Origin of the sequence: Chryseobacterium sp. MYb7 (assembly GCF_002979455.1) — a bacterium.
Taxonomy (GTDB): domain Bacteria; phylum Bacteroidota; class Bacteroidia; order Flavobacteriales; family Weeksellaceae; genus Chryseobacterium.
The window spans coordinates 82,131-107,480 of sequence record NZ_PCOU01000013.1 but is presented as its reverse complement, the minus strand read 5'-3'; the positions used below and the strand labels follow the sequence as shown (position 1 = coordinate 107,480).

The window sequence follows — 25,350 nt, the reverse complement described above, 5'->3', positions numbered from 1 at the left end:
AAAAAGACGGATCATCAATGACCCGTCTCTTTCTTTTTATTTAAATGATAAATTATTTCTTAATGGCTTTGATAGTCTGTTTAGAACCATCTTTCATTTCTAAAGTGACCAAATAAATACCTTGCATTAAATCTCTTAAATGGATCACAGACTCAGGGTTTGCAATAGTCTTCACTAGCCTTCCTGAAGCATCTGTTACAGATACATTTTTAACGTTTTTAACATCAGAAATATTCAATACATCCGTAAATGGATTAGGATATACTTTGATACCGCTTTTCGTTGCAGAAACTTCAGAGACTGCCAGGTTTGCATTGTTAACACTAATATCATCAACATACAGATTGTATTGATCCGCATCTGAATAGGCATTAAATCCAAAGTAATACACTCCTGTTGTAGGAACGGTAAAGGTGATCGTTTCTGTATGGGCCATTTCATCGTTGATTGCTGGATAATCTGCCACTGAACTTGTCATAGCTGATGCAACTGGCGAAGTTCCGTACGCTACTTTTAATTTTTCTGCATAGGTAGATGAATTATTTCCATACTTATAACTGATCGTATACTGTACTCCTGCTGTCAGGTTCAATCCTTGAGTAAAGAACCATGCATCGGCAGGGTTAGAAGAATTATAATGGTATCTCAATACATTGGTAGTAAACCCTTGGCTATCTGAAGGCGGATCCGCTGTTTCCCAATTATTTCCAGATCCTGCATTCACAGCTGCTGTACAACCAGGAAGAGCCGGCGTAGAAACATTTTCAAAGTCAACAGTATAAGGTAAACCAGCACTTGTACAAAGAGTGGTAAACGTAGTGTTAGTACTCCACACACTTGTACTGGAGGCACTACACGCTGACCTCACCCAAACGTAATAAGCAGTAGCAGGTGCTAAACTAGGAATATTATAGGTAGTTGCCGTAACTCCTGTAAAATTAGGAGTACTTGTTGCTGTAGGTGCTGTATTGGTTGTACTGTAATAAATATCATATCCGTTTGCTGGTACTGGCGTTGCAGCTGTCCATGAAACTGTAGCTCCACTTGCTGTAACATTGGAAGCAGCTACAGCTGTAGGCTCACTACAAGAAGGAGCTACATCTATATTAATATCATCAACGTATAATTGATTCATATTAGCATCAGAGTATGCCTGAAATCCAAAATAATACACTCCTGTAGTAGATGGCGTAAAGTTCACAAAAGCGCTTGTTGCCGTACTTGTAACAACACTTGGATGATCTGCTAAGGTATTGGTCATCCCCGCACCTGTCGCTGAAGTTCCATATGCTACTTTTAATTTTTCTTCATATACAAATCCTTCTGCATTTGCATATTTATATTTAATTCTGTAGGCAACACCTGCAGTAAGATTAATTCCATTGGTGAAGAACCAGGTATTGGCATTATTGGCATAATCGTATGAATATTGAAGAACATTCCCCGTAAATCCCTGGGCATCAAGATCACCTGTCTGCCACATATTTCCGGAACCATCATTAACTACTGAAGTACAAGCCGGAAGATCAGGAGTTGTTACACTTTCAAAATCCAATGCATATGGCACCCCTACTGAAACGCAAGATGTCATAAATGTTGCTGCCGGAGACCATGCACTTTTGTCAGATGCACTACATGCAGAACGTACCCAAACATAATAAACGGTAGCCGGTGTAAGTGTAGAAGGCAGGTTGGCATTCAGCGTAGTACTTGTTCCAGAAACTACTGTAGCAGCTGTAGGAAATGTACTGGAGGTTGAATAATAATACTCATAACCGTTAGCTGGAGCAGCAGCCGGGGCAGTCCATGAAATCTGAGCTGTATTGGTAGCAATTCCAGACACCGTTAAAGCAGTTGGAGCAAAACAGGTTGGAACCGCTCCAATCACTACTGTATAATCATGAGCTTCTCCATACCCATCAACATTACAAGGAATAGGCTCACTGGAGAATCTGTCTCCTACTCTCATTCTATAGGTACCCGGAGTAACTGTAGAAGGGATAGTTATCTGTCCGGCAGTAATATTGGCACCACCTACGAAATCACTGCTTGCAGAAGCTACAAGCTCCGGCGCAGTATCATCAAAAGTTCCGTCATTATTAAAATCGATCCAAATGCGTATATTCTGATCACTGTAATCATGTTTAACAGTAAAATCATAGTTTAACCCAGCATTCAGGTTGATTGTCATAGAAGTAAAATCTCCATACGCATCAACAGAACAACCTGTATTCTGATGATCAAATCCGGCACCCGGAATTTTAAAAGTATCGATCACATCCCCCCCACTGCACCCACTAGCAAATGCAGGCGTACAATAAGTTTGTGCGGAGGATAAAAAGCCAGTCATTAAGAAACCAACAAGTAAAATATTTTTCATGCAATATATTATTAGTAACTCAAATCTAGTTAAAAATCATCAACAAAAAAAATACTTTTATTATTATATCACAACGTATTAAGCTTTTCTTTTGATAATAGGTAATTTATACTACAAAAAAGAGACTACTCAGTTTGAGTAGTCTCCAGTTCATATTTTCTTAAGATTTTTTTATTTCTTAATTGCTTTAACCGTTTGTTTAGAACCGTCTTTCATATTTAATACTACTAAATACAATCCTTCTTTAAGGTCTCTCAGTTGAAGAGCAGATGAAGGTTTTTCAATAGTTTTAACCAATCTTCCGGAAACATCAATGATAGAAACAGATTGTACTTTTGATATATCAGAGATTGTTAACGTATCAGTAAACGGATTAGGATATACATTAATCTTATTCTCTTTTACTGCAGTTTCAGAAGTTGCCAAGTTAGGATTTTGCTTTACCTCAACATTATCTAAAAGAACATCATCATAGAAATATCCGTTACCACTCACATTTTTATCAACAGTAAATCTCACCTGAATAGTAGCCCCGATATAAGAAGCTGCTAAAGGAATAGCCACTGTTCTCCACTGATTTAAGTTCGTATTATCACTAAATATAGCAACCCAGCCATTTCCGTCGTTTACCTCTACAGTAAGTTTATTATTATCATAAGTAGAAGGTGAGACTGTAGTAGAAGTTGACATAGAATGATTTTTAAACCAATCAAAAGAAACCATAGGTGCAGTTAATCCAGTTAAATTTACTGAAGGCGTAATCAATTGAACAGTATTGGCACCTGCTCCTGAATATGGTGAACTTGCATCTACCCATGCATAAGTACCGGCTGCTCTTCCATTATTAGCTGTATTAGCACCGTAATCTGCACTTCCTGAAAACTTCCAGAAAAGATTAGCATCTGTAATCGTTGCTGTAGGATTTATACTGTTCCAGCAGTTTGGCGCTACTCCGTTATCAAAATTCTGGGCAAAAGGAGCCATCACTGTACCACAAAGTGTATTGAAAACAGCCGGTCCAGCCCAAGCGCTTTTATCGTTAGAACCACAAACAGATCTTACCCAAACATAATAAGTACTGCTCGAAGCCAGCCCGGATAAAGGAGCTGAAACAGTATTGCTTGTTCCACTAGCTGCTGTAGCGGAAGTAGGAGCAGTACTGCTTGTACTGTAATAATATTCATAACCGTTAGCTGGCGGTGTAGCAGGAGCTGTCCAGGATAGATCTGCTGTAGAAACTGTAGGGTTAGCCACTACAGGAGAAACAGGTTCCAGACAAGTTGGTATAGCTTCTACTACAAAGTCGTCAACGTGGAAGTCTATATCCGGAGTATTGGAGCTTGTTGTTGCAACAAAAGCAATTTTAACATTCCCTGAATATCCTGCAAGGTTTATTGTTTCTGCCTGCCCTGTACTAGAATAACTTGCTGCTCCCGTATAAGTTTTTATAATGTTTGTATTACTCCATGTAGTACCACCATCTGTTGAGACAATAATTCTAACCTGATGAGTACCTAAAGTTGTTTGTGAAGTAGTTCCCAAATAGCTGGTAACAGCCATTTTATACTTCATTCTAAACATACCTGGGGTAGCTCCAAGATTAATCGGTTGAGAAATCAGCCAATCTCCGGTATTGGCTCCATATAAATTGATTCTTACAGCTGCATTAGATCCTGCATTGGCAAAACCGGCCTCAGAAGCCCATTTACTTGATCCGTATGTTAAAGTAGATGAAGCTGTAACATCTCCTTTGGCCACTGACCAGCATGTTGGAGTAAATGCAGTGAAGCTTTGCGGTACCGTTGGGGCATTTTCTGCGCTACAAACTGTTGTAAAATTACGCTCTGTACATGAAGCAGAGTTACTTGTTGATGTATAAGCGTTAACTGTATAGTAATATTTTGTTGAATTGCTTAATGGAGTAGAAAGTGTATAAGTTAAAACATTTCCTAAATCAACATTATTCATCACATCAGTTCCACCAGTTGTAGTACCAATAGAAAGTTTATATCCGGTAGCATCTGTTACCGCTCCCCAAGTGATTGTAGGTGTTACAGAAACGCCTGTTGCAGATGATGATGGCGCAGTAACGGAAGGGCAGCCGATATTTTTAGTAACGAATGATATTGGATTACATGCACTAGCTGTACCGTTGCTATTGGATGGCTGTACCGTTGCATAATATGTAGTGTTATACAATAACTGACTTGCTGCCGGAAGTGTATACGTCAACACATTTCCTACATCTACTGCGTTCATCACATTTGTACCCCCTGGTGTAGTTCCTACGCTTAGTTTGTAAGAAGTTGCTCCCGCTGTAGCATTCCATTTGATATTTGGTGTTACAGATATTCCTGTTGCTGCATTAGCAGGTGCTGTAATTACTGTACAGTCCGGAATTGTAATAGCGGAAATCTTAACGTTATCTACATAGATATCGTCACTTCCATTATCTCCTTTTGCTAAGAATCTCACAATTGCATTAGGACTGGATGATCCTAAATCTAAAAAGTTAGAAGTCCATGATGCTGCAACACCTAGAGCAGAACCCACATCTGTAAATGTATTTCCTCCGTCAGTAGAAATCTGAATTTTTAAAACATCTGTTCCGGAAGGATTGATATAATCAAAACTTAAGTATCTGTTTCCTGTACCTGAGGAAAGATTGACGTACAAGTCCATATATCCTGAAGCATACTGACAGTTGTAAGAATGAAACCGGGCTGCTGGGGCTACTGCAGGGGTAGCAACTGTAGCAGATCCACTAGTGCTGGACCACCCTGAAGCCGAAGTAAATCCGGATGTTGCAATATCGCTCTGTCTCCAGGAATTATCTCCTCTCGCCGGCCATGTTCTCCAATAGCTGGCACTTGGCAGATCTGAGGTTGAATTACCATTTTCCCAGGCACTAAAGCTCTCTGTAAAAGGTAATGAAGCATATGCTACGGGAGGGGTTTGCCATGCTCCCGGAGTGTAAGTAAATGTAAGTCCAGAGGCAGGAACTGTTGTACCGTTTGTAGTTCCCAGAGTCGCTGTAGAGCTGTTTGAACTTCCTACAGCAAGAGAACTCCAGTTTGTCCCTGTTAAATTATTTACATCGGAACTTTCCGATCCTCTTATCCCTACCTGTCCAGTAAGAGTTGCAGTTCCGGAAACACAGTTTCCATATACAATAGCAACTGTCTTTGCTGTAAGATCTAATTGAATTTGAAAATTAAGAAGCTGTGCTGAAGAAGCAGAGTTACCCTGTACATCTGTATATTGCACAATAAATTTCGAACCAACCGTTTCATAGGCAATCTCAGACGTTGTAGTATTGGCATGGCGTAGGTTGACAGCAAAGCCAGCAAAAGCTCCTTCGTAAGTAGTTGGTGAAATATCGGAAGATAAACCCGTGTAAGTAGAACTGGAAGCGGGAACCCCAAATGTAATAAAGCCATTGTTACTGATATAAACAGAATTATATTTCTGGTTATTAAAAGTAAAAGAGCCTGGCAAAGGAATAGCTCCTGAGACTAAATCAGTTCCTATTGTTGCACCAGACTGCCATATTGTCCTCCCTGCAGATAATGGTGTATAAGTACCGGAAGACTGAGCAAAGCCATATCCGTTACTTGTGTTCGGGGTGGCAAGCTGAGGTGGCCCCACCTGCGCAGACACACAATAATAAAATGCGGTCAGGCACGAAAGTAATAATCTCTTCATAAATAGTAATAATAAAAAGTTAGGGCAGTAAAAATATAAATATAAATTCAATTATTAATAGAAATATTAAAAATTATCATAAAATACTAAATAAAAACAATTAAAAACAGTATTAAAACACAATAAAATCAAACGTTTATTTAATTTTAATATTTATTTCGCAATACGATGAAAAATGTCAAATAATTGATAATCAAAATATTAAATTACTACACAATTAAAATAGACTTCAGAAAAATTTTCTATTTAACATAAAAAGCTATTTATAATTTTTCATCAATATCCTCAATATGTAAACAAAAAAAGAGCGACCTAAGCCACTCTGTTTTAAATAATATATTATATTTTAATTCAAATAGAATTCATATTTATTCAATAATTGAATTTCTTTAATCAAATCTCCATTCAAATCTACCGAATGTTTCATTGACTGCACTTCAATATGAGAATCATCTTCCAGGTTTTTGATAAAGAATTTCAACTTTTGATTTCCCTTATTTCTATCAAGGATCGTTCTGAAAAAGTCTAGATCTTCCGGTCTTACATCCATCACATCCATTACCAAAGATATGCTTTTTGCAAACCTTTCAAATGCTTCCTGAAGTTCTATCACATCATTTACATTCACAAAGACTCTTCCATCCTTGACCTGAGCAAATTTTATTTTGAAAATAACAAATCTCTGAACCTCCAGCTTCTCCTTCAATCTCATATAATCCCGATCTCCCAACCTGAATGAATAGGATCCCGAATAATCTTCCAAGGTAACAAAAGCTACTTTCTCACCACTTCTAAAACCATCTTTCACTACATACTCCGTAATCAAGCCTGCCACTGTATACTCTTTCCCACCGCCGCCATTTTCTCTTTCTTTTTGCAACGTTTTCCAGTCTTTCTTCTTCTCTTCAAATAATTCTTCCTGCTTATTTGCAAAAGCCTGTTCTTTATAGGCATCAACTTCATCCAGATTCAAAAAATGAAAAACACCTTTCGGTTCAGCTTTTTTTGTAACCTCTTCTATAATCTCTTCTTCTTCACCAGCCACAACATCATCTGAAACAATTTCTACAAGATCTGCAACCTCATCTACGGAATCTTTTTCCAGGATAGGAGCTTCATCAGCAACTATTTTTTCCTCATCCTTCTCCAATACTGCCTTTTTAGAAAGCTGCCCCTGCATAAACTGATATTGATATTTAAATTCATCCAGAGGATGTGCAGAAAGGTAAAACCCTATCGTTTCTTTTTCTTTATTAAGTTTATGCATGTTTGGCCATTCCGGGCAAGGAGCCAATTTCGGCTGCTCAATCTGAACTTCTTCCGCAAAATCAGCAAACAGAGAATGTTCCATCTCGTTTTTACTCTCCTGAAAGCTTTGTCCGTACCTGATCAATCTTTCCAGATTCGTTCTTCCAGCCATATCGATATCAAAATACTGACCTCTGTGGAAAGAATCCAATTCATCAAAACCTCCAGCCAAAACCAAACTTTCCGCTACTCTTTTATTCATTTGTGAAGGCAGAATCCTTTCAAAGAAATCGTAAATATTTTTGAATCTTCCGTTTCTTCTTTCTCTTGTAATTCCCTCACTCGGTCCTTCACCAATTCCTTTGATTGCTCCCAGTCCGAAACGGATCTGCCCTTTTTCATTTACCGAGAATTTGTATTCGGATTCATTCACATCCGGCCCTAATACATCTACGCCCATACTTTTACAATCCTCCATGAACATGGTAATTGAATCCGTATTATTAATGTTATTACTCATTACGCTCGCCATATATTCGGCAGGATAATTCGCCTTTAGATATGCGGTCTGATAAGCAATGAATGCATAACACGTTGAGTGAGATTTGTTGAAAGCATATTCAGCAAAGGCCTTCCAGTCATTCCATATTTTCTCTAACCTTTCTTCATTCAGGTTGTTTTTTCTACCTCCTTCGATGAATTTAGGGTACATTTTATTCAGAACATCAATCTGCTTTTTACCCATTGCTTTTCTCAAAGTATCGGCTTCACCTTTCGTAAAATTGGCCAATTTCTGAGACAAAAGCATTACCTGCTCCTGATAAACGGTAATCCCGTATGTTTCCTTTAAATATTCTTCTGTTTCCGGTAAGTCGTAAACGATCTCTTCAATTCCGTGTTTCCTATTGATGAAATTTGGAATATATTTAATAGGGCCCGGACGGTACAAGGCATTCATAGCAATAAGATCGGCAAAAACCGTAGGTTTAAGCTCCCTCATGTACTTTTGCATTCCGGGACTTTCGTACTGGAAAATCCCTACCGTTCTTCCTTCTTTAAACAGCTGATAGGTTTTAGCATCATCCAGCGGAATATTATCTGGATCAATATCCAGTCCGTACCTTGCTTTTACGAGCTTCAACGCATCTTTAATGATAGTTAAAGTTCTCAACCCCAGAAAGTCCATCTTCAAAAGACCTGCACTTTCTGCAACGGAGTTATCAAACTGCGATACTAAGATATCTGCATCTTTCGCTGCAATAGTCACCGGAACCAGGTTACTCACATCTTCCGGCGTAATGATTACACCACAGGCGTGAATTCCGGTATTTCTGATACAGCCTTCCATCTTTTTAGCACTTGCCAAAACTCCGTGTCGGGCATCATCAGGACTGTCAAGAACATATCTCATCTCGTCAACAAGCATCTGTTCTTCGGGTTTTAATTTATCATATTTTGCTAAAGCTTTCGCAATATTCATCCCTGGACTTGGAGGAATCAATTTAGCAATATTGTTTGTATCAGGAATTGGAACATCCAAAACCCTTCCCGCATCTTTAATCGCAGATTTCCCCCCTAAAACTGAGTAGGTAATAATCTGCGCTACCTGATTTTTACCATATTTTTCAACTACCCATTTGATGATTTTATCTCGTCCTTCATCATCAAAGTCAATATCAATATCAGGCATGGAAACCCTTTCCGGATTCAGGAATCGCTCAAAAAGGAGATCATACTTGATTGGATCTACATTGGTAATTCCGGTACAATAAGCCACAGCAGAACCTGCAGCAGAACCACGGCCGGGACCAACCCAAACCCCCATATTACGGGCTTCATTACAGAAATCCTGTACAATAAGGAAGTATCCCGGATAACCGGTATTGGCAATTACTTCAAGCTCAAAATCCAGACGTTCTTTAATTTCAGCAGAAATTTCACTCATAAGCCCTGAATCGACATATCTTCTTTTCGCTCCTTCAAAGGTAAGATAGGTAAGATAAGCCATCTCTCCTCTTTTTCCGCCGTCTACCTCATCTTCTGCATGGATAAATTCTTCCGGGATATCAAACTTTGGAAGAAGAACGTCTCTTTTTAAGGTATAAGGTTTAAACTTTGCGGTGAATTCTTCATAGGCATCAAAAGCATCGGGATAGGCTAAAAAAGCTTCTTTGATTTCATCAGAATTTTTGATGTAATATTCTCCTGTAGCTAATCCTCTTCTTTTACCAAATCCTTTTCCAACAGGTGTTGTGAGCTTTTCACCATCTTTGATACAGCTTACAATATCCTGGATGTTAGAATCATCTTTATTGGTGTAAAAAGTCTCGTTCTGAGCTAAAATTTTAACATTATATTTATCTGCCAGATACAGCAAAACCTCATTCAAGTGCTCTTCTTCAGGCAGCTTATGATTCTGAATCTGTACATAAAAATCGTCTTCAAAGGTATCTTTCCACCATTTGAATAGCTCTTCCCCTTTTTGTTCACCGGTATTTAAGATGGCATCAGGAATATCCCCCATAATTCCGGAAGTCAAAGCAATAACCCCTTCTTTATATTGAGCAATCAATTCACGGCTTATCCTTGGAACTCCAAAATAGAATCCCTTGAGGAAACCGATACTGGAAAGTTTGGCCAGGTTTTTATATCCGTTAAAGTCTTTTGCTAAAAGCACTACCTGCGTTCTCCTGTCCGGATCATCTTTGGTAAATTGCTTTTGCTCATAACGATCTGAAATATAAAATTCGCAGCCTACAACCGGGATAAGCGGTTCGGAAACAGGTTCCACTTCATTGAATTCTGTTCCCTTTTCTTCTGCTTCCTGTTTTTTTGCTAAATATTCTTTATATTTCTTCGCTCTGTCACCATTAGCTCCTTCCACTGCTGAAACGAACTTAAAAGCTCCCATCATATTTCCTAGATCCACCATACCGACAGCCGGGAAATTTTCATCAGAAGCTTTTTTAATCAAATCATTGATACTAGAAGTAGCCGTAAGTGTAGAGAAGACACTATGGTTATCAAAATTGAAATATTTACCTAAATCAATTTCATCAATACTTCCAAAATCCTGTTGCTTCTTTTTATTATGAAAATCAGCAACCTGCCTTCTGATAACAATATTGAAAGGCTTTATCGGATCCGGATACAGGCTTCTGAAATAAGCAAGCTGATCTTCTGAAATCTTTAAGGTATCAGCAGGTACTACACCAATTCTTACCATTTCAAAGAAAGCTCTGGCAGTAGCATTTACGTCGGCAGCAGCATTATGGGCTTCATCAAATTTGTTCCCATATAGTTTTTCATAAAGTTCTTCAAGTTTCGGAGGTTTAAATCTTCCTCCACGACCTCCACCAAGCTGACAGAAATCGGTTCCCAAAATCATGGTATCTGCTTTGGGCTTTTCCTGTAGGTTATCTTTCAGGTTTTTTCTGAAAAATTCTGCTCCTACAATATTATAGTCGAATTCTACATTATGTCCGGAAACCACTCTTACTCTTTCAAGGACTTTAGAAAATTCTTCAAGAATCTCCTGCAGATCCCGTCCTTCTTCATTAGCAATCTTTGTTGTAATTCCGTGAATACGTGCTGCGTTGAAGGGAATATCATACCCTTCAGGTTTTATTATATAATCCTGGTTTTCAATCAAATTTCCATCATCATCGTGCACTTGCCAAGCAATCTGAACCATTCTTGGCCAGTTATCCGAGTCTGAAAGCGGAGCGTTGAAATTTTTTGGTAAACCGGTTGTTTCTGTGTCAAAAATTAAATACATATAATGTTCTAACTTTTTTATAAAAGAGAATGTAAAGTTACTTCATTTTTTCCAATAATTGTTTCATGTCTACGATACAAAGAATCAATAATACTCAAAACAGACAAAATAGAAATTATTTAAGAATAACTCTATTTTTTTTAAGTTAAATTAAAATTATATTAAAAAATTAGAGTTATATACTGAAAAACAACTGTCTATTAAAATTTTACATAATTTTGATCAATCATACTTTTTAACAATTTACTACCTAAAATGAAGAAACAATTACTTTTAATCAGTTCTTTTGTGGTTTCACTATTAAGTGCACAAAACAATGAAGAATTAAACAGACAGTTTGAACGGCAGAGAATAGAAAACAACAGCAAGTTTGACACCTACGTATCTAAGAGATTTGGTACTGACAGAAGCCCTGAAACTTTAAAACAGATTGAATTACAAAGAGCCACCCTGGCAGGTTTTTTACCAGATAACAGGCCTTATTTTATGCAGGCGCATGATGGTGATCAAATTAAAAATTCCAATTCTGATTTTTTACAGGGAGGAACGATTACAGGTTTAACAGGATCTTTCAATGGAGAAGGCATTAAGTTTACCATTTTTGACGGGAGTACTTCTTCAGGAGTAGCAAGAGTATTTGCAGGCCATGTATTTTTCAACAACCTTCCTAACAGAATAACAAATAAAGAAAGCAGTACCGTTAATTACGGCGATCATGCCACAGCTGTATCCAGCTTTATAGGTGCTAAAGACTATCCTTATACGGTAACATTTACGAATGGAACAACCAGACAGGTTAACTTCAAAGGTATTGCACCTAATTCTACCATTGACGCTTATGCTTTCGGAACGTCTATACTGGATGGAGAAACAACACAAAAGACTGTATTTCAAAAAATTGTTACAGCCCAGCCTAATATTTCTAATCATTCTTATGGAAGCAACCAGGGATGGGCAGATCCTCAGCTGATCAATAATGAACCTTCATGGGTTTGGAATGGAGCTTTCGCCAGCCCAAACACCTCTTTTGATGCTCAGGGAACTTACCACACCAATGATCGTGATTATGACCAGATTGTATACAACAATCCTTCATACATCATTGTAAAATCTGCCGGAAACTCATTTGGCGAAGGACCTAGTGCCGCCACAAGTACTTATAAAAAATATTACAGAGACAATAGTGGTAATTTGGTTGAATTTGCCCCAACAGATACACTACCACAAAGCAATTGTGCACAAGGATATGACTGTATAGGAATTGGTTCTTTAGGGAAAAATATCATTGTTGTAGCAGCAGCAGATAGAATTACCACCAATGACGGAAGATATACCGCTTCATCAGATGTTGTCCATTCCGTTTACAGCAGCGCAGGGCCAAGAGATGACGGAGGTATCAAGCCGGATATTACTGCTGTGGGAACAGATGTTGCCAGTGCATGGACAGACAATAATGCCATTGGAGGCAGTAAAATAGATATCGGAGACGGTACTTCTTATTCCGCTCCTGTAGTAACTGGTATTGTGGGACTTTGGACTCAGATTAACAAACAGCTTTTTGGAGGAAGCCTATTAAATGCTGCATCAGCCAAAACGCTAATGGTACATTCTGCAAAAGAAGCAGGCAATATAGGTCCTGACCCACAATTCGGATGGGGATTTATTGATGCTAAAAAAGGAGCTGAGCTACTGGTAGGAAAATCCAACAACAGTATTATTTTTAATGATGAAACCTTAACCAGTGGAGTTGCTAATGTAAAAACAGTAAAAGCATCAGGCTCTGAGCCTTTAAAAGTAACTATATCATGGATAGATCCTGAGTTCACCAACTTTACGAATCAATGGAGTGACATTTACAACAACAGAAATTCGAAGCTAGTTAATGATCTGGACCTGAAAATTACGGATACCACTACCAATACGGTATACTATCCATGGAAACTAGATGCTAATAATCCAATGACTCCTGCTACAAAAGGAGACAATGTAGTAGACAACGTAGAACAGGTGGTAGTAGATGCTCCGGTTGCAGGAAGAACTTATAAAATAGAGATCACCAACAAAGGCATCCTGAAAAATAACACAGGCGGAACTGCTCCTCAAAACTACTCTGTGATCGTAACAGGATTTACTGAACTATTAGGAACTAAAGATATTTCCAATCCTCTTAATAACCTTGCTATTTCCCCTACTATTACAAAGGATATTACAAACATTCTGAAAGCTCCTAAAAAATCTACATTCAATGTATATGATCTTACCGGTAAAAAATTACAAAGCGGTACCATCAATAATGACAAAGAACAGATCGATTTATCTGCTTACACAAAGGGAATTTACATTATTGAAGTAAAAACAGACAAAGATGTTATTTCTAAAAAAGTGATCAAGGAATAACCTATATCTACAAAGATTTTCTACAAAATACTAACAGTTGTTAGTATTTTGTTTTTTTGTGTATATTTGCTTCCTATGGAAAATGCACTTCACGAAAAAGTTTCTCAGGATATATTACTCAAAGCGTATAATCATATGATGCTGGCCAAAGCCATGGCCGATATTTACGAAGAAAACAGAAATGTCTGTAAATATGTTCATAGCACATCAAGAGGCCACGAAGCTATTCAGCTTGCAACAGCCTATCAGCTGAAGAAAGAAGACTGGGTTTCTCCTTATTACAGAGATGAAAGTATTCTTCTGGGAATCGGTTTTGAGCCTTATCAACTAATGCTTCAATTACTGGCTAAAGCTGATGATCCTTTTTCAGGAGGAAGATCTTATTACTCCCACCCTTCAAGCAGGGATGAAAACAAACCTAAAATTGTTCACCAAAGCTCCGCAACCGGAATGCAGACTATCCCTACTACAGGGGTAGCACAGGGAATAAAGTATATTCAGGATTTTAATCTTCAGGAATTTGAAAATAATCCTGTTGTCGTGTGCAGCCTTGGAGATAACTCTGTTACTGAAGGTGAAGTAAGTGAGGCATTACAGTTTGCGGCATTACACCAGCTTCCTATTATTTTCCTGGTTCAGGATAACGAATGGGGAATTTCCGTAACCAAGGATGAAGCAAGAACCTGCGACGCTTATGATTTTGTAGCAGGATTCACCGGATTAAGCAGAATGAGAGTAGACGGGACTGATTTCGTGGAAAGTTTCGAAGCTATGAAAAAAGCTGTAGATTTTGTAAGAACAGAAAGAAAACCTTTAGTTGTTTGTGCAAAGACTGTATTAATTGGTCATCATACTTCCGGAGTAAGAAGAGAATTCTATAGAGACGAAGAAGATTTAACCAAACATAGAGCTAAAGATCCGGGAGAAATCCTTAGAAAATACTTGCTGGAAGCAGGTGTTGATGAGGATCTTTTAAAGCAAATTACTAAAAAGGCACGCCTTGAAGCCGAAGAAGCTTTTGAAAAAGCTAAAAACGCAGAAGACCCGAAGCCTGAAACCGTAATGCAGCACGTTTTTGCTCCCACTCCTATTACAGAGGAAACAGGAACACGTGAACCTGCCAACGGAGAAAAAATTGTAATGGTAGATGCTGCCATCCACGCGATACAGGAATTGATGTGGAAGCACCCTGAAGCTCTTCTTTACGGGCAGGATGTTGGAGAAAGAATTGGTGGGGTTTTCCGTGAAACAGTTACTTTAGGAAAAAAATTCGGAAGCAAAAGAGTATTCAATACAGCAATTCAAGAAGCTTATATCATAGGATCTACAGCTGGGATGAGTGCTGTTGGATTAAAACCAATCGTTGAAGTTCAGTTTGCTGACTATATTTATCCGGGAATCAACCAGCTCATTACAGAGATCTCAAAATCAAGTTATTTGAGTGGTGGAAAATTCCCTGTAAGCAACATCATCCGTGTTCCAATCGGAGCATACGGCGGTGGTGGCCCTTACCACAGTGGAAGTGTTGAAAGTATCTTAGCCAACATCAAAGGAATTAAAATAGCATATCCAAGTAATGCTGCCGATTTTAAAGGGTTGTTAAAAGCAGCTTATTATGACCCGAACCCGGTAGTAATGCTGGAACACAAAGGATTGTACTGGAGTAAAGTTCCGGGAACTGAAGATGCTAAAACGATAGAACCAGCTGAAGACTATGTTCTTCCGTTTGGAAAAGGGAAAGTAATCATTGAAGCTAATAAGGACGAAACTGAAAAAGGCAGAACATTATTGGTTGTAACTTACGGAATGGGGGTTTACTGGGCGAAAGAAGCAGCCAAGAATTTCAATGGAAGAGTTGAGGTAATTGACTTAAGAACATTGATTCCTCTGGATGAAGAACTTGTTTTCGAAAGAGTAAAAGCACACGGAAAGTGTATCGTTCTAACCGAAGAACAGCTTAACAACTCTTTTGCAGAAGCTTTCGCACACCGTATTTCCAAAAACTGCTTCAAGTATCTTGACGCACCTGTAGAAACAATGGGATCTCTGGATGTACCTGCTGTCCCTATCAATCTGGTTCTGGAAAAAGAAATGCTTCCCAATGCTGAAAAGCTCAGCAGTAAGATTGAAGAAATGCTGAAATATTAATTTTATATAAAATTAAAACCTCTAAAAAATTTTAGAGGTTTTTTTATGCAATTTTTTCACTACTTTTATGTAAGATTATCAATCTCAATTCTAGATCATTATAAACCAATAAAACCCGATTACCCATTATCTAACAGGCATTACAAAACAAAATTAATCACAGTTTGGTATTTATTTTGTCTATACACGCAAAACACATCCTTCTTTATGATCACAACCAAATACGTCAATTATAAACAAGTCCTCAATCTAGCCGGTGTACATCTTATTTTAATCTCAATCTGGTGTACCCTGATTGCTGTTTTCTTTTATTTCTTCAACTGGCATTGGATGACAATTCCATGGGTTCCTGTTGCACTGATTGGTACAGCAGAGGCTTTCCTTGTGGGTTTCAAAAACAACCAGGCTTATGACAGACTTTGGGAAGCCAGAAAAATATGGGGTGGAATTGTGAATTCCAGCCGTTCATTTGCATCAATGGTCTATGCTTTTGATACCAAAAATGAAAAAATTGGCGTTTTTGATCTTGAAGACCGTAAAAAAAGAATTGTTTACCGTCATATTGCATGGTTGTATACTTTCCGTGAACAGCTTTTGGTTCCTACAGAATGGGAGCATATCAGTACGGAAAATAATAAATTCGGGAATATCAACCTGAGAAGAAACAGACTAATCAAGGCAGGATTTCCGGATTATGGAAGAGCCCCTATTTTCCTGCACAAATATCTTTCGGAGGAAGAATATGATCTTAAGAATGATTATAAAAATTTTGCCACCTACCTGACTGCTCAACAGGCAAAAGATATCAATGAGCTTAAAAACATAGGAGCCATTACAGAATTCAACCAGACTCAGCTTCAGAACGCTCTGAATGAATTCTACAATTTCCAGGGACAGGCAGAAAGAATTAAGAAGTTCCCTTCTCCAAGACAGTTTGCCAGTACAGCTTTTGTTTTTAATATTCTGTTTATTATGCTGCTCCCGTTGGGATTAGTCAACGAATTTGCAAAATTGGGAGACTGGGGAATCTGGACCTCTATTCCGTTCTGTATCATCATCGGATGGATTTACATCATTATGGAACTGGTAGGAGATTATTCTGAAAATCCTTTCGCAGGATTGATGTTTGACGTTCCCATGCTTTCTATCTGCAGAACGATTGAAATAGATCTTCTTCAGATGAGCGGAGAAACAGATCTTCCGGATCCTATTGCTTCTAAACATGGAGTGTTGGTGTAATTCCTAAGGTATCAATTTAAGCAAAAAATGAATTTAAGAATCATTAAAAAAATTTAAAATATCCGATAAAATATATTTTAAAAGTTCATTGTTTTTCATAATTTAGAGGCATTGAAAGCATAAGCTATGTTAATCCATCCGAATTGATTTAGCTTCTACTTGTTCATCAGCTAATCATTTATCCCTTCTTTTTTAAACAATGAGATCTAAGCAACTTCTGCAGGCTTTGACAATACTTTGTCTTACCCTATTCTGCACCAAAGTGAAGTCACAGGCAGCCTTCAACAAAGAATTACCGAAGGAATTTACAGAGAAATTCACTAAAGAAATTAATGACAGCATTCCATCTCTGGGATCTTTCATTGTATCGCAAAACAATAAGCTAATTTATGAGCAGTACTTCCATGGAGCCAATAAAGAAACCATCTTCAGCATAAAATCTGTTACCAAAAGTATCGTGTCTGTGCTGGCAGGTATTGCACAAGATAAAAACATACTTCCCAATCTCAACACTCCGGTTTTAAAAATTCTTCCGGAATACAACATTTCAAGAAGCAGATTTAAAAATATTTCCAACATTGAAGGAAAAGTAACTCATGATTCAATCAGAAATACATTAACATTAAAAAATCTACTGACCATGCAGGGTGGTTTTGACTGGGTTGAAAATTCAAAAATTTCAACAGCGATGTCTTTTTCCGGTGATCCTGTAAAATTTGTACTGGATCTGCCTTTTGAAGAATATCCGGGAACAGTTTTTAATTATAACAGCGGTGAAAGCCATCTTTTTGGGGCTGCTTTGGCAAAAATTGTAAAGACCAATCTGAAACAATTTGCTGCAGAAAATCTTTTTAGACCTTTAAAAATGAATATTCCCCGATGGGATACGGATTCAATGGATAGAAACTTTGCAGGTTCAGAGCTTTTTATGAAACCTGAAGATCTATTGAAATTCGGTACTATGATCCTGAATAACGGAAAATTTAGCGGCAAACAGATCGTCTCTTCAAAATGGATTCAGGAATCTACTTCTGAACAGGTAAAGCTGGATTCATGGGATGTAATGCCGGATGCCAACGGATATGGTTATTATTGGTGGCGAAGAAAAACCAACGGACATCAGGCTTTAGTAGCCACAGGATATGGCGGTCAGCTTATCTGTGTGATTCCTGATTTAAAAATGGTTATCGTAACCACCTGCTTTCTGAATGACAAAAACAAAGGCAGAACAGAAATCAAAAGACTTCACTATTTCATTGATAAAATAACCAAAGGAGATGAATAAGCATTAATCTCCTTTCAATTTAAACAAGAAAATATTAATATTCTATAATACAATCGCCGTTGTGTTTTTCACTTCAGAAATCATAAATGAGCTGTGCGTACTTGCGATGTGCTGAAGCGTCGTCAATTTCGTCAACATAAAACTGCGGTAGTCTTCAATATCTTTCACCCCTATTTTAAGGATATAATCATAGTCACCGCTCACATGGAAGCATTCTGTAACCTCCTGAAGATCCATCACTTCTTTTTCAAACTGCAGTACAAATTCCTTCTTGTGCTGGCTTAGTTTCACATGACACAGGACAATAAAATTTTTCTTAACTTTACTCCTGTCCAGCAAGGCTACATATTTTGAAATGACGCCTGCATTTTCAAGCTTTTTCACACGCTCATAAACAGCTGTAACAGATAATCCAAGCTTACCGGACAGCTCTTTGGTCGTTTGTTTGCAGTCTTCCTGCAAAAAAGACAGGAGTTTCTTATCAGTTTCGTCAAGTTCCATTAGATATTTTTTTGGTAAAAATTTAATATTTTCGAAGATACTAATTATTTTTTCTAAATAAACAATATTTTACAGTTTTATATTCTATAAATTCAAATTTCTATTGTAATAATTAGCAAATTAATGCAAATTGGGACAATAAAATAAAAACAATATTTATGGAAAACTTTAACGCAGCCAACGAGATCCAGGATCTTCAGTATTTTGGTGAATTCGGAGGAGTGAATCCCTCTATCTCAGACAGCTCTACCTATACATTCCTTTCTGCAAAGACTATGTTTGATACTTTCGAAGGAAATGCGGAGGGATGCTACCTGTATTCCAGACATTCATCCCCGATGAATCTTTATCTGGCTCAGGCTCTTGCCAAGCTGGAAAATACAGAATCTGCCAACGTTACAGCATCCGGAATGGGAGCCATCACTTCCGTTTTGATGCAGGTGTGCAAAAGTGGTGACCATATTATTTCAAGCAGAACGATCTACGGAGGAACTTATGCTTTTCTTAAAAACTTCTTCCCTCAATTCAATGTGTCAACGAGCTTTGTTGATATCAACAATTTTGAGTCTATAGAAAAAGCAATCACTCCTAATACCAAAGTAATCTATTGTGAAAGCGTAAGCAATCCGCTTCTTGAAGTCGCTGACCTTAGAAAACTTTCTGAAATCTGTAAAAAACACAACCTGAAACTGATTGTAGACAATACCTTCTCTCCTCTTTCTATCTCTCCGATATCATTTGGGGCCGATGTTGTGATTCATAGTTTGACGAAGTTCATCAACGGTAGCAGTGATACGGTAGGAGGAGTATATTGTGCAACGCAGGAATTTATTGATGATACTAAGAATGTCAATTCCGGAGCATGTATGCTTCTTGGACCAACTATGGACAGCTTAAGATCATCAAGCATTTTAAAGAATCTGAGAACATTACATATCCGAATCAAACAGCATAGCCACAATGCCATGTATCTGGCTGAGAGATTTGAAAAAGACGGATTAAAGATATCTTATCCCGGATTGCCATCTCATAAAAACCATGAATTAATGAAAAGCATGATTCATGAAGAATACGGATACGGAGGACTACTGACTCTGGATGCCGGAACAACAGAAAAAGCAAACGAACTGATGGAACTGATGCAGACAGAAAACCTGGGTTACCTTGCAGTAAGCTTAGGATTCTATAAAACCCTATTCTCATGCTCAGGAAAATCTACCTCATCTGAGATTCCTGAAGAAGAAAGAGCTTCCATAGGTATTTCAGACGGACTGATCAGATTCTCCATCGGCCTTGACCACGACATCAAAAGAACTTACCATAAAATGAAGGAGTGCATGCTGAAAGTAGGCGTTCTTAACCACCATGAAAACATTTCTATATCCTAAATTTATTATTGTAAAAAGGCTGTTTCGTATGAAACAGCCTTTTTTTATTTTCTTATTTTACAACTCCAACCGTTTAGATTCCTGCGGAATAACAATCGCTCTGTATAGCCTTTTATAAGTTTGGGCTAAAGCCGTTGGAAGATGTTATTTATTTGATAAATGGGCTAAAGCCCATTCCTATTGAATTTTCTTTCGCAGACAATTATCTCTGTTACTTCTTATAATAATGATGCGGAAAAGCATCTTCAGGCTTCATTCTGAAAACATTCAGCAAAATCCAGGATTTTAAGAAACCATATCCGTAAGAAAACATCTGAATATAAGTAGAAATAACCGCCATACCGGCAATACTGATATTTTTAGTCACTAATAAAGCATGGAACAATACTAAAAAGGTATACAATCCATAGAAAGAAAGGATGATTCCTCTTCCCATCATAAAATATTCCAGAAAACCCATCAGATACCCTAACATAAATAAGGTAGGAAAAGCAAAAGAAATCTTCACATAATTAGGATGCCTCTGGTTAAGGATTGGCCTTGCGCAACCAAACTGATAGACTTGTTTGGAGAATTTCCCAAAATCAACTCTACGTTTATGGTATACGGCAATATCATCAAAAAAAGCAGTGGTAAAACCATTTTCCCAAAGAGTCATGGAAAGATCCGGATCCTCGCCTATTCTCATTTCGGAAAATCCACCTACTTTTTCAAAAACAGCCTTTTTCACACCCATATTAAAACTTCTGGGCTGAAATTTTGAAACCGCTTTTTTGCTTCCCCTGATTCCTCCGGTAGTAAAAACAGAAGTCATGGAATAGGAAATAGCCTTCTGCATCAGATTGAATCCTTTGTGAGCTTTATCTGCCCCTCCAAACGCATCACAAGGGATGGTCAGAATATCATTTTTAATATGTTCAATATAATCTTTTTCAACAATGACATCACTGTCTACAAACACCAGCCATTCATTAGCTGCTCTTGCTGCTCCATAATTTCTCGTCAGCCCCGGTCCTGAATTATCTTTTCTGAAATATTTGATATCCAGAATTTCATCAAAATTTTTGATGGTCGGTTTTAAATCAATCAAGGAGCCATCATCTACGATAATGATCTCGAACTCCTTATCTGTCTGCTGGGTAAGAGAAGTCAGCAACTCAAAAAGTTCGTCTTTTCGGTTGTAAATGGCAACGACAATGGAAATAGTAGGTTTCAAATTGAAAATTTTTCAAAATTACTTATTCGCTGAACAACCTACAAACAGTTTAACAGCTTATTCAGAGAAATTAATGATGTTGAACTGTATTCGTCTTAATCAAAAGAAATTATCGATGAAATTTTGAGCCAAGTTATTTGACATTTTAAACAAAATAAACACCATAAATCTCTCCTAATTTTGCTATAGAAATTTAAACCAACAACAAAATGGAACCAATTATCAGCTCATTGCAGCAGCCTGTTCAATCTGGATTTAATGTCTATTCGACAGCCCAGGAAATCATTCAAGGAATTGATCTTACCGGAAAAACGGTGATCATAACCGGTGGTTACGCAGGAATCGGTCTTGAAACTACAAAAGTCCTCACCTCAGCCGGAGCCCATGTTATTATTCCCGCAAGAGATATTGAAAAAGCAGGAAAAAACCTTACAGGACTTGATAATTTTGAACTTGAAAAAATGGATTTGATGGATCCTGATTCTATTGATGCTTTTGCAGAAAGATTTATCTCATCTGGTAAAAGTCTGGATATTCTGATTAATAATGCAGGAATCATGTGGGTTCCACTTCGCAGAGACAGCAGAGGTTTTGAATCTCAACTAGCTACAAACTACCTTGGACAATTTCATCTTACGTCAAAACTATGGCTAGCTCTGAAAAAAGCAAATGGAGCAAGGGTTATCAGTGTTTCTTCTTATGGGCACCAGATGGCTCCTTTTAATTTTGAAGATCCCAATTTTGAGACGAGAGATTATGACACCCTTTCCGGATACGGTCAATCCAAAACAGCCTGTAATCTATTTTCTGTGGAACTTGATGAAAGAGGAAAAGAATTCAATATCAGGGCTTATTCCCTTCATCCAGGGTCTGTCTATGGAACAGATCTGGGCAGAGAAGAACCTATTGAGCTTTATAAACAACTCGGAACCCACGATGAAAACGGAAATATCAAGCCTGAAGTGGAGGCACGATTAAAAACCATTCCACAAGGAGCTGCTACAACAGTCTGGTGTGCTGTAAGCCCTCAACTCAATGAAATAGGCGGAGTTTATTGTGAAAACTGCGATATTGCAGAAATAGACAGAGGACAAATTGAGCACAGATTTGATGAACCGGCCACTATTCGAGGAGTACAACCCTACTCTGTTGACAAAAATAATGCTGCGCGTTTATGGAAACTAAGCGAAGAAATGCTGGGATTTAGGTTTGATACCAAATAACTGTTTTTTAAATACATTTGTAATGAAAAACTTTTGACAATGGACTTTCAGATACAATACCTCACACCGGATATCAAAATTTCCAGTTATGACGACAAGCTGTTCAAAACGGAAACGGTTTTTGAATATCACATGCTGGTATGGTTCATATCGGGAGAAACTAAAATTATTCAGGCAGATAAAACCTATCTGTTCAAGGCTGGAGATATTTTTCTGATCCCGAGAAATCATCTTGCTACAATCATCAATTATCCTAAAGACGGACTTCCTCATAAGGCGGTAGTAATGCATCTTACCACACAACGTCTGAAAGATTTTTACAGCTCCATTGATTATAAAAGGAAAGATAGACAGAGAGAGTCCACCATTCACAGCTTCAGCAGCCATCCGCTTCTGAACAGCTGCCTTGCTTCTCTCATTCCTTATTTTGAGATTAAAGGTCCGCTTCCTGAAAATATTGCTCATTTAAAGATTACTGAAGCCATCAGTATTTTAAGAGAGATTGATCCGGATATCGATACTTTACTTGCAGATTTTGATGAACCGGGAAAAGTAGATCTGATTAACTTTATGGAGAAGAATTATATGTTCAATATGCCATTGGAACGCTTCGGGTATCTGACAGGAAGAAGTTTATCTACCTTTAATCGTGATTTCAGAAGGATTTTTCAAACGACTCCACAGCGTTGGCTTACTCAAAAGCGTCTTGAACTGGCCTATTATCATTTATCGGAAAAGAATAAAAGGCCTTCCGATGTTTTTCTGGAAGTGGGTTTTGAGGATTTTTCGCATTTTTCACATGCCTTTAAAAAACAGTATGGTTTTGCACCTTCACTGGCAAGATAAAAAAAATAGGTTGTACACTCGTTGGTACAACCTATTTTTTTGTGATTTTAATAACTTCTGAAGTTATTTTTTCTTTAAAGTATCTAAATCTTTTGGTTCCTTCTTTTGAGATATTACATTATGATTTAATGCTTTTCTTTCAGGTTTTGACTGTGATGACCGTGACGATTTTGATCCAGAACCAAACAGATCTAGTAAATCAAAAATTACATCAAATATGTCAAAAAAATTCCAGGACATTTCTAATCTCAGAGGTTATTATTTATTATCTTCCAATTTATGAACCTTCTTCGTTCCTTCATACTATTTTGTCCTATTATATAAAAAATCCCGACCTAAAGTAGATATATAATACTGTAGAAATTAAAAAAACAATCACTGAGCAGCTGAAAAGAATCAGTTTAAACAGAGTTTTAAAATAATAAAGTTCCAAAACGTGCAAAATAAAAAACACTATAAGTGAAATACCAGTTCCTATTAAAGAAGCTACCACTAAAGTTTGTGTATAATTTTGTGCAGGCAAAGGATCTTTAAAAACAATAAAAAAAGAAAATGTTGCCAATACCAAAGCTATGGCACTTACTTTCTCTGTGAAGTATTTTGATCTCTTAGATTCTTTCTTTTGAGGTTTCTCATCATAATTCAGGCTCTTTCTGTCAGAGCTGGAACTCGATGATCCCGAACCAGACTGAAACAACCCGGATACACTAAATAGGGTATCTAAAAGATCAAAAAAATCTCCTAACAATTTTTCTTGCTATTTATTATCTTCTAATTTATGAACCTTCTTCGTTCCTTCATACATTTCGTACTGCAAGAATCTTGTTTCCAGCTTTCCGTTGAAAAGTTTGATCTTTCTTGAAGGACGTAATCCGATTTTCTTCACTGCTTCCAAATCGGAAGAAATCAGCCAAGCCAAGGTATTTGGATAATGCGTTTTAAAGGTATCTCCTATTTTCTTGTAGAAATCATCATCATTAATGGAAATTCTCTCATCGTATGGAGGGTTGAATACCATTAATAATGGGAAAAGCTCTTTTTTAGATTCAAAGAAGTTCTGTTTTTTAATTTCGATAACGTCTTCCATTTCCGCTGCCTCTACATTCATTCTTGCAGCATTCAGCATTTTTCCATCAATATCATAACCAACAATTTTTCCATCAAACTGTCTCACTCTGTTAATTCTGAATTCCTTGATTTTAGAAAACAAGTCCGCATCATAGTTATTCCAGTTCTGGAACCCGAATCTCTTTCTGAAAATCTGAGCCGGAAGATCCATCGCAATCATTGCTGCTTCAATCAATAATGTTCCGGAACCGCACATCGGATCAAGGAAATTTCCTTTTCCGTCCCAGCCCGCAAGCTGAAGCATACCACTTGCTAATACTTCATTGATAGGTGCTTCTCCCTGTTCTCTTCTGTATCCTCTCTTAAATAAAGGATCACCGGAAGAGTCCATTGAAATCATTACCAACTCTCTGTCAATATGAAGATGGAATTTGATATCCGGATTTCTCGTTTCTACATTCGGACGTCTTTTGAATTTCTCCTGAAAATAATCCACGATGGCATCCTTCATTTTTAAAGTCACAAACTGAGAATGTTTGAATGTTTCAGAGTTTACAGTGGCATCAATAGAGAAAGACTGCTCAACATCCATAAAGTTTTCCCATTCAAATTTGAACAGTCTGTCATAGAACTGATGCTGATTAAAAGCCTTGAATTCATGAATAGGTACCAGAATTTTCAATGCTGTTCTCGCAGAGTAATTGATTTTATAAAGAAAACCAAGATCTCCTTCACAATTTACTGCTCTGTTTTTAATTTCAACATTTCTTCCCCCCAGTTTTTTGATTTCTTCCGCCAGAATCTGCTCCAATCCGAAGAATGTCTTTATCTGTATTTTAATATTTTCTGTATCCATAAGTATGAATTAAAAGATTTAAAGATTTAAAAATTAAAAGATTAGCTATCCAACTTCTTGTCCAATTGAATT

13 protein-coding genes are annotated in these 25,350 nt (G+C 37.5%); 7 read left to right on the top strand and 6 right to left on the bottom strand.

The genetic code is table 11. The features are described from left to right. Window positions 1–52: 52 nt before the first annotated feature. The 3 genes from CQ046_RS12260 to dnaE form a co-directional block, all read right to left on the bottom strand. Complete coding sequence (locus tag CQ046_RS12260) at window positions 53–2,380, bottom strand: GEVED domain-containing protein (protein WP_105702518.1); 2,328 nt, start codon at window positions 2,378–2,380, stop codon at window positions 53–55. A gap of 171 nt (window positions 2,381–2,551) precedes the next feature. Continuing rightward, a complete protein-coding gene (locus tag CQ046_RS12255) occupies window positions 2,552–6,085 on the bottom strand; it encodes a T9SS type A sorting domain-containing protein (protein WP_105702517.1) in 3,534 nt (1,177 codons plus the stop codon). Window positions 6,086–6,431: 346 nt separating this feature from the next. Beyond that, entirely contained in the window at window positions 6,432–11,111 is a 4,680-nt protein-coding gene (dnaE, locus tag CQ046_RS12250) for a DNA polymerase III subunit alpha (protein WP_105702516.1), read from the bottom strand. 255 nt (window positions 11,112–11,366) lie between these two features. On the opposite strand from dnaE, the gene CQ046_RS12245 reads away from it, so the two are divergent. From CQ046_RS12245 to CQ046_RS12230, 4 genes are all read left to right on the top strand, one after another. Beyond that, on the top strand, window positions 11,367–13,508 hold the full coding sequence (locus CQ046_RS12245; RefSeq protein ID WP_105702515.1) for a S8 family peptidase: 2,142 nt from the start codon (window positions 11,367–11,369) through the stop codon (window positions 13,506–13,508). Window positions 13,509–13,583: 75 nt separating this feature from the next. After that, window positions 13,584–15,656: a thiamine pyrophosphate-dependent enzyme gene (locus tag CQ046_RS12240; protein ID WP_105702514.1), complete on the top strand. Its 2,073-nt coding sequence runs from the start codon at window positions 13,584–13,586 to the stop codon at window positions 15,654–15,656. A gap of 207 nt (window positions 15,657–15,863) precedes the next feature. Then, complete coding sequence (locus tag CQ046_RS12235; RefSeq protein ID WP_105702513.1) at window positions 15,864–16,895, top strand: bestrophin family protein; 1,032 nt, start codon at window positions 15,864–15,866, stop codon at window positions 16,893–16,895. A gap of 199 nt (window positions 16,896–17,094) precedes the next feature. Next, entirely contained in the window at window positions 17,095–18,180 is a 1,086-nt protein-coding gene (locus tag CQ046_RS12230) for a serine hydrolase domain-containing protein (RefSeq protein ID WP_105702512.1), read from the top strand. A 42-nt stretch (window positions 18,181–18,222) separates the two neighbouring features. Here the strand turns inward: CQ046_RS12230 and CQ046_RS12225 are convergent, their stop codons facing one another. Next, window positions 18,223–18,681: an Lrp/AsnC family transcriptional regulator gene (locus CQ046_RS12225; protein WP_105702511.1), complete on the bottom strand. Its 459-nt coding sequence runs from the start codon at window positions 18,679–18,681 to the stop codon at window positions 18,223–18,225. A 158-nt stretch (window positions 18,682–18,839) separates the two neighbouring features. Here CQ046_RS12225 and CQ046_RS12220 point away from each other — a divergent pair, with 158 nt between their 5' ends. Beyond that, the gene (locus CQ046_RS12220) at window positions 18,840–20,069 is read left to right on the top strand and encodes an aminotransferase class I/II-fold pyridoxal phosphate-dependent enzyme (protein ID WP_105702510.1); all 1,230 of its coding nucleotides are present in this window, start codon (window positions 18,840–18,842) and stop codon (window positions 20,067–20,069) included. Window positions 20,070–20,280: 211 nt separating this feature from the next. Here CQ046_RS12220 and CQ046_RS12215 read toward each other — a convergent pair whose 3' ends face one another. Further along, window positions 20,281–21,285 (bottom strand): glycosyltransferase, encoded by a 1,005-nt coding sequence (locus tag CQ046_RS12215; RefSeq protein ID WP_105702509.1) that lies wholly within the window; start codon window positions 21,283–21,285, stop codon window positions 20,281–20,283. 209 nt (window positions 21,286–21,494) lie between these two features. On the opposite strand from CQ046_RS12215, the gene CQ046_RS12210 reads away from it, so the two are divergent. Together CQ046_RS12210 and CQ046_RS12205 are read left to right on the top strand one after the other, a co-directional pair. Beyond that, window positions 21,495–22,508: an SDR family NAD(P)-dependent oxidoreductase gene (locus CQ046_RS12210; RefSeq protein WP_105702508.1), complete on the top strand. Its 1,014-nt coding sequence runs from the start codon at window positions 21,495–21,497 to the stop codon at window positions 22,506–22,508. 39 nt (window positions 22,509–22,547) lie between these two features. Next, window positions 22,548–23,354, top strand: a complete 807-nt coding sequence (locus CQ046_RS12205) for a helix-turn-helix domain-containing protein (protein WP_105702507.1) — start codon at window positions 22,548–22,550, stop codon at window positions 23,352–23,354. Window positions 23,355–24,111: 757 nt separating this feature from the next. On the opposite strand, the gene CQ046_RS12195 is transcribed toward CQ046_RS12205, so the two are convergent. Further along, entirely contained in the window at window positions 24,112–25,278 is a 1,167-nt protein-coding gene (locus CQ046_RS12195) for a class I SAM-dependent RNA methyltransferase (RefSeq protein WP_105702506.1), read from the bottom strand. Window positions 25,279–25,350 lie beyond the last annotated feature (72 nt).

Excerpts from the sequence above, each read along its gene's own strand:
- CQ046_RS12260 (WP_105702518.1), bottom strand. The coding sequence starts at position 2,380 with ATGAAAAATATTTTACTTGTTGGTTTCTTAATGACTGGCTTTTTATCC.
- CQ046_RS12255 (WP_105702517.1), bottom strand. The coding sequence starts at position 6,085 with ATGAAGAGATTATTACTTTCGTGCCTGACCGCATTTTATTATTGTGTG.
- dnaE (WP_105702516.1), bottom strand. The coding sequence starts at position 11,111 with ATGTATTTAATTTTTGACACAGAAACAACCGGTTTACCAAAAAATTTC.
- CQ046_RS12245 (WP_105702515.1), top strand. The coding sequence starts at position 11,367 with ATGAAGAAACAATTACTTTTAATCAGTTCTTTTGTGGTTTCACTATTA.
- CQ046_RS12240 (WP_105702514.1), top strand. The coding sequence starts at position 13,584 with ATGGAAAATGCACTTCACGAAAAAGTTTCTCAGGATATATTACTCAAA.
- CQ046_RS12235 (WP_105702513.1), top strand. The coding sequence starts at position 15,864 with ATGATCACAACCAAATACGTCAATTATAAACAAGTCCTCAATCTAGCC.
- CQ046_RS12230 (WP_105702512.1), top strand. The coding sequence starts at position 17,095 with ATGAGATCTAAGCAACTTCTGCAGGCTTTGACAATACTTTGTCTTACC.
- CQ046_RS12225 (WP_105702511.1), bottom strand. The coding sequence starts at position 18,681 with ATGGAACTTGACGAAACTGATAAGAAACTCCTGTCTTTTTTGCAGGAA.
- CQ046_RS12220 (WP_105702510.1), top strand. The coding sequence starts at position 18,840 with ATGGAAAACTTTAACGCAGCCAACGAGATCCAGGATCTTCAGTATTTT.
- CQ046_RS12210 (WP_105702508.1), top strand. The coding sequence starts at position 21,495 with ATGGAACCAATTATCAGCTCATTGCAGCAGCCTGTTCAATCTGGATTT.
- CQ046_RS12205 (WP_105702507.1), top strand. The coding sequence starts at position 22,548 with ATGGACTTTCAGATACAATACCTCACACCGGATATCAAAATTTCCAGT.
- CQ046_RS12195 (WP_105702506.1), bottom strand. The coding sequence starts at position 25,278 with ATGGATACAGAAAATATTAAAATACAGATAAAGACATTCTTCGGATTG.